Source organism: Micromonospora sp. NPDC052213, from assembly GCF_040679695.1.
Classification (GTDB): domain Bacteria; phylum Actinomycetota; class Actinomycetes; order Mycobacteriales; family Micromonosporaceae; genus Micromonospora.
This window is the reverse complement of sequence record NZ_JBFAVI010000277.1, coordinates 1-5190: the sequence shown is the minus strand read 5'-3', so window position 1 is coordinate 5190 and position 5190 is coordinate 1. Positions and strand designations below refer to the sequence as shown.

Here is a 5190-nt window from a genome sequence, read left to right as displayed (position 1 = left end):
CCCGTCGACACGGGCCGGCGGCGCCCCGGGAACACCTCCCGGGCGCCGCCGGCCCCGTGTGCTCAGCCCTGGTCGCTCTCCAGGCTGCCGATCGTGAGGCCCGCGGCGTCGGCCGCCGCCTCGCGGTCGGCGCGCGTCCGCTCCTCCCGGGTGAGCAGGGTGGCGTACTCCGTGACGTCCGCCGGGTCGGGCACCTCGGGCAGGCGGCGCAGGAAGGCCTCCACGTCGCGGGCGGCGGACGTGTGCGCGGCGGCCGCCTGCCGGAGGATCTCCCGGTCGTCGGCGGCGGGGTAGAGATCGGTCATGCCCGCCAGATACCCGACATCACGCCGTTCGCACCCGGTCCGTCCCGGCGGCCGTCAGCCCCCGCGCCCCGAAGCCCGGGTTGCGCAGCAGCCAGGACAGGTATTCCGGATGCGCCGCCAGCGAGTCGGTGTACGCGGCCAGCGCGGTCTCCAGCACCACCTCGGCGTCCCCGGCGGCGGGGGAGTCGGGGTGCCAGCCGAGCATCAGCCGCCAGCGCAGCGGGGTCCCGGCCAGCATCCGGGTGACGAGCCCGGCGACCGGGCGGAAGGTGGCCTGGCACAGCGCCACCGCCTCGCCGGAGTCGACCATGTCGATGCACACGCGCACGTCGGCCTCGTACAACTTCCGCGGAGTGAAGCCGGCGCGGGCGCAGGCGGCGGCGAAACAGTCGCCGAAGCAGCCGTCGCCGGGCGCGGCGACCCACTGCTCGCGGCGCAGGTCGGCCAGGGGCACCTCGGCCCGGCCGGCCAGCGGGTGCTGCTCGGGCAGCATGACGAGCACCGGGTCGACGGCAACCTCCCGCCAGCTCAACCCGTACTCGGCCGGCGGCGCGGCATCGCCGCACACCCCGATCAGCGCGAAGTCCAGCCGGCCGCCCGCGACCAGGTGGGTCAGCTCCTCCGCCGACCAGGAGGCGTGGGTGGTGATCTGGGCCGGCGGGGGATCGGCGGCGAGCCGGTGCACGAGCCGACCGAGGATCGGGCTGTTCACCCCGCCGAACCGGTAGCGCCGGGGGGCGTCCCCGGCACCGGCCAGCCGGGCCGCCTCGTCCTGCAGGCCCTTCATGGCCGGCAGCAGCACCCGGGCCCGGGCGAGGACCAGCTCGCCGAGGACGGTGGGCCGGGCGCCGCGGCGGTCCCGTTCGAACAGCGGCCCGCCCAGCGTCCGCTCGATGCGCTGGAGCTGGGCGGTGAGCGCCGGCTGGGCCAGGCCGAGCGCCGAGGCCGCCTTGGTCACGCTCCCCGTCTCCGCGATCGCGCAGACCACCCTCAGGTGACGCAGCTCCAGATTCATAGAGTGACGGTATGACCCCGCAGCGGCTGGCGGAAGGCCCTGGACGGATCAACACTCTCCGATGTTTGCCGGACCGGTGGCCGGGGCGCCCGGCGGGGAAGCCGGCGGCTCAGCTCGACGGCGGCTCGGCCAGGTCGGCGAGATAGGTGGGGCGGCCGGTGACGGCGTCGCGCACCTTGTCGACCACGCCCACCGCCGGCTCGACGACCCGGTTCCAGGGCGGGGTCGCCGGCGTGCCCGGGTGCGGTCGGGTCGGGGCCGCCTCCTCGGCGATCTCCAGCCGGTTGCCCAGGCGGATCAGCTCCTCGGGGCTGGCCACCTCGCGCAGCGCCGCGACCAGGGCACCGACCTCCTCGACGTGGCGGCGGACCCGCGCGCCGACCTCGGCCAGCCCGTCGTCGGCGAGCCCACCCAGGGCGGTCAGCAGGGCCGCGTCGTCGGCGAGCGCCCGGTCCACCCGGTCGGCGGCGTCGGGCAGCGCGGCCCGGACCGTGGGCAGCAGGTACTGCTCCTCAGCGGACAGGTGCCGGGACAGCGCCGCCGTCAGCACCTCCAGCCCCCGTTCCGGGGCGGGCTCGGGGTCGGCGTCGGTGAGCCGGCGCAGCAGCTCCCGCAGTTGCCGGTGCTCGGCGTCGACGATGTCGGCGATGCTGCGCCCGCCCGGCCGGAAGGTCTCGTCCTCTCCGGTGGGCGGCAGCGGCGGCAGGGGAACGGTCATGGTGCCCTCCTCGGGCGGCGGGCGGAGCACGTGGTGGGGTGCGGTCGCGACCGGCGGTACCCGACCGCGCCGGCGGCGAAACCGGGCGGCGGTCCGCGCCCGCCCCGGCGTCCCCGCCCCGCCGCGCCACAGGGGCGGGACGGGGCGACCGGAGCGGACCGGTCGGCTGGTATGAAGAACCGATGACGAGCGACCCCGCCTCCGCCCTTCCCGACCCCACCGACGAGGTCGTCGGCCTGTGCCGCGACCTCCTGCGGATCGACACCACCAACACCGGGGACAACGACACCAGCGTCGGCGAACGCGTCGCCGCCGAGTACGTGGCGGAGAAGCTGGCCGAGGTCGGCGTCGAATCCGTCATCCACGAGTCGGCGCCGGGCCGCGCCAACCTGGTCGCCCGCATCCCGGGCACCAACCGGAGCCGCGGCGCCCTGCTCGTGCACGGCCACCTCGACGTGGTCCCCGCCGACGCCGACGAGTGGTCGGTGCACCCGTTCTCCGGGGAGCTGCGCGACGGCTACCTGTGGGGCCGGGGCGCGATCGACATGAAGGACTTCGACGCGATGGTGCTGGCCGTGGTGCGGCACTGGCAGCGCACCGGGGTGCGCCCGCCGCGCGACATCGTGCTCGCGTACACCGCCGACGAGGAGGCCGGCAGCGACTACGGCGCACACTTCATCGTCCAGCGGCACCGCGATCTCCTCGACGGCTGCACCGAGGCCATCGGCGAGGTCGGCGGCTTCTCCTACTCCGTCAACGACGAGCAGCGGCTCTACCTGATCGAGACGGCCGAGAAGGGCATCGACTGGCTGCGCCTGCGCGCCAAGGGCCGGCCCGGGCACGGCTCGATGGTGCACGACGACAACGCCGTCACCGCGCTCGCCGAGGCGGTGGCCCGGGTCGGCCGGCACCGCTTCCCCGTGGTGGTGACCGACACCGTCCGGGCCTTCCTGGAGGAGGTCTCCGACCTGCTCGGGATCGAACTCGACCCGGAGGACCCGGAGGCCGCCATCGCCAAGCTGGGGCCGATCGCCAACATCATCGGCGCGACGATCCGCAACACCGCCAACCCGACCCGGCTCGCCGCCGGCTACAAGGACAACGTCATCCCCGGCCGGGCCACCGCCACCATCGACTGCCGCAGCCTCCCCGGGCAGTCGGAGTTGCTGGAGCGCCAGCTGCGCGAGTTGGTCGGCCCGGACATCGTCATCGAGTACATCCAGCGCCAGCCCGCGCTGGAGACGACGTTCGACGGCGACCTGGTCGACGCGATGTCGGCGGCGCTGCGCGCGGAGGACCCGGGGGCCCGGCCGGTGCCGTACATGCTCTCCGGCGGCACCGATGCCAAGGCGTTCTCCCAGCTCGGCATCCGATGCTTCGGCTTCGCGCCGCTGCGGCTGCCCGCCGACCTGAACTTCTCCGCGCTGTTCCACGGCATCGACGAGCGCGTTCCGGTGGACGGACTACAGTTCGGCGTGCGGGTTCTCGACCGGTTCCTCCGCACCTGCTAGCCCCCGTCCGGAACGCCAGTGTTCCGCCGGGGAACCTCCCCATCGTGAAGGGACTGACCCACATGACCGACCAGCACGGTGAGCTGGACGCCGCCCTCGAGCGCGTGATCGATGCGGCCCGCCACCACCTGGCCGCCGTCCGAGCCGCGCAGGGCCGCGTCGACGACGACGACGTCTGGCAGGCGTACGTCGCCCTGAACAACGCCTCCTTCGCGTACGACGAGCAACTCCTGGACGCCTTCGGCGAGGTCACCCCCTGGGACGTCGAGTCGATCGACCCGGACGAGGCCGACGAGCGCTTCGGCGGGGAGGGCGTGGAGCCCACCGACCCGCACCCGCGGGTCATCTCGGTGCGCCAGCGGCGCGACTACCGGGTGCCGAGCGTCTCGGCGCTGATCCGGGTGGCCGAGGCGGCCCGCCGGGAGGGCACCCCGGCCGACGACGAGCCGGCACCCGTCGAGGGGGTCGGTGAGGCGGTGCTGGAGCTGCTCCAGAGCGGCGACGGCTCACTCGGCGCGCTGGACGTGCCGGAGCTGGAGCCGCTGGACGGTGTGGTGATGGTCAGCGAGGTCGGCACCCCGGTCGACCTGGAGTCCTTCGACGACGACGACCCGGTCGGCCCGTTCCAGCCGGCGCCCGACGACCGGCTGGTGGGCCGGCTCGACGAGCACCCGTTCCTGGAGCTCGACGACGAGCACGACCACGCCCACTAGGGCGACGACGCCCCGGGGCCCCCGGCAGTTCGGCCGGGCCCCGGGGCGTCCGCGTACCGGCGGTGCCGCCGGTGATCAGTACGACAGGCCCGGCTGCGGCTGGTTGACCCGTCGGCGGCGCAGCACCACCTGGCGCGTGCCGTCGCGGAACAGCCGCACCCGGGCCAACTCCCACCCGGAGAACTCCGCCTGGATCGCCAACTGCGCCGCGGCGGTCAACCGGTCGACGTTCGGCGGCAGCCGCAGCGGCGCGTACTCGTAGTCCATGAGCCCTATGCTGCCCAGCCCGGCGGCCGTCCGCCACCCCCTCGCCGGTGACCCGCGCCGCCTGCCGACGCCCGGGTGTGACGTGACCCACCCCGGGCCGCGGCCCGTCGTCGCCCCCGTACCCGGCCGGTCCACCCGACACCGGCCGGTCCCGACACCGTCCCTAGTCGAGGGGCGCGCTGTCGACGGGCGGGTTCGCCGCCAGCAGGGCGGCCAGCGCCGGCGGTGCCAGGAGCAGCGTCCGCGGGGTGCCGGCGTCCACCGCCAGCCCCCACGCCGGGTCCGGCCAGTCGGCGAGCAGGTCCGCGCAGGGCACCGCGACGAACGGCACGCCCGACCCGGCGAACGCGGTCAGGGCGTCCGGCGTGGTGAAGACGGGCAGCAGCGACGCGCCGGACGCGTCGGCGACGACCGTCCAGGGCACGTCGCGGTCCGGGCCCGGCTCCGCCGCCAGCGGTACGCACACCGTCGCGGCGGCCAGGACGCCGAGGTACGCCGGCAGGTCCCGCCGCGCGACGGCGTCGCCGAGAAGGTCCTGCACCGTCCGGCCGCCCCCCGCCGGCCCGCCCCCGCCCCCGCCGGCGACGGCGGCGGCCGGCCCTGACCCGGTGCGGGCCGACCCGGCCCGGGCGTCGGCGGTGGGCGCGAGGCCGTCGGCGGG

At 75.8% G+C, this 5190-nt stretch carries 7 protein-coding genes; 2 read left to right on the top strand and 5 right to left on the bottom strand.

All coding sequences use genetic code 11. The features are described from left to right. Positions 1-62: 62 nt before the first annotated feature. The 3 genes from AB0L34_RS32780 to AB0L34_RS32770 form a co-directional block, all read right to left on the bottom strand. Positions 63-305 (bottom strand): hypothetical protein, encoded by a 243-nt coding sequence (locus AB0L34_RS32780; RefSeq protein WP_357457025.1) that lies wholly within the window; start codon positions 303-305, stop codon positions 63-65. Between the two features lie 19 nt (positions 306-324). Continuing rightward, the gene (locus AB0L34_RS32775; protein WP_350704388.1) at positions 325-1320 is read right to left on the bottom strand and encodes a LysR family transcriptional regulator; all 996 of its coding nucleotides are present in this window, start codon (positions 1318-1320) and stop codon (positions 325-327) included. A 109-nt stretch (positions 1321-1429) separates the two neighbouring features. Further along, complete coding sequence (locus AB0L34_RS32770) at positions 1430-2038, bottom strand: hemerythrin domain-containing protein (protein WP_363709431.1); 609 nt, start codon at positions 2036-2038, stop codon at positions 1430-1432. Between the two features lie 182 nt (positions 2039-2220). Here AB0L34_RS32770 and AB0L34_RS32765 point away from each other — a divergent pair, with 182 nt between their 5' ends. Both AB0L34_RS32765 and AB0L34_RS32760 read left to right on the top strand, forming a co-directional pair. Next, positions 2221-3549: a M20/M25/M40 family metallo-hydrolase gene (locus tag AB0L34_RS32765; protein WP_363709429.1), complete on the top strand. Its 1329-nt coding sequence runs from the start codon at positions 2221-2223 to the stop codon at positions 3547-3549. Between the two features lie 62 nt (positions 3550-3611). Next, entirely contained in the window at positions 3612-4262 is a 651-nt protein-coding gene (locus tag AB0L34_RS32760) for a hypothetical protein (protein ID WP_350704635.1), read from the top strand. A 75-nt stretch (positions 4263-4337) separates the two neighbouring features. On the opposite strand, the gene AB0L34_RS32755 is transcribed toward AB0L34_RS32760, so the two are convergent. Together AB0L34_RS32755 and AB0L34_RS32750 are read right to left on the bottom strand one after the other, a co-directional pair. Continuing rightward, the gene (locus tag AB0L34_RS32755; protein WP_053655860.1) at positions 4338-4529 is read right to left on the bottom strand and encodes a DUF5703 family protein; all 192 of its coding nucleotides are present in this window, start codon (positions 4527-4529) and stop codon (positions 4338-4340) included. A gap of 163 nt (positions 4530-4692) precedes the next feature. Further along, positions 4693-5190 (bottom strand): SseB family protein (locus tag AB0L34_RS32750; RefSeq protein WP_363709425.1); only part of this gene is annotated, 498 nt, incomplete at its 5' end.